1 protein-coding gene is annotated in these 822 nt (G+C 59.4%); it reads right to left on the bottom strand.

What is annotated here, in order from left to right:
* Nucleotides 1-822 (bottom strand): DHHA1 domain-containing protein (locus J5224_RS31635; protein ID WP_264628935.1); only part of this gene is annotated, 822 nt, incomplete at both ends.

The raw sequence follows: 822 nt of genomic DNA, 5'->3' as shown, positions 1-822 counted from the left end.
CAAACTGATGTTCTCCCAGCGATAGCCCCGCCGCCATCGCGTGGCCGCCAAATTTAACCATCAGCCCCGGATAGCGGGTGTCCAGTCGCTCCAGCGCATCGCGCAAGTGCAGACCGGGAATCGAACGACCAGAGCCTTTGAGTACCCCTTCGCCCGCCGGTGCAAACGCGATCACCGGGCGATGGAAACGCTCTTTAAGCCGCGATGCTAAAATACCGACCACGCCCTGATGCCATTCGGGATGATACATGGCGATTCCCAGCGGCAGTTGTTCAAGGCCGTGCTCCAGCTTTTCGCACAGTTGCATGGCTTCCGCCTGCATCTCCTGCTCGATTTCACGCCGCGCCAGATTGAGCGCATCAAGATCGCTGGCCTGCATCCGCGCGTCGACGATGTCATCACACAGCAGCAGCGCCACGCCAATCGACATATCATCCAAACGTCCTGCCGCATTGAGACGTGGCCCAATCGCAAAACCCAGATCGCTTGCCACCAGTTGGCTGGCATCGCGGTTGGCGATTTCCAGCAAGGCACGAATGCCTGGGCGACACTTGCCGGCACGAATACGATTCAACCCTTGCGACACCAGAATACGGTTGTTGGCATCAAGTGGCACCACGTCGGCCACCGTGCCTAACGCCACCAAATCGAGCAGTTCGGCCAGTTTCGGTTCCGCCAACCCTTTCTGGCTAAACCAGCCGCTGTCGCGCAGACGCACAAACAGCGCCATCATCAGGTAAAACGTCACACCGACGCCGGCCAGCGATTTGGAAGGAAAGGCGCAGTCGCGCAGATTGGGGTTAATCATGGCATCGGCGGGGG

The organism is Candidatus Symbiopectobacterium sp. NZEC135, assembly GCF_025962695.1.
This window is presented reverse-complemented; position numbering and strand designations above follow the sequence as displayed.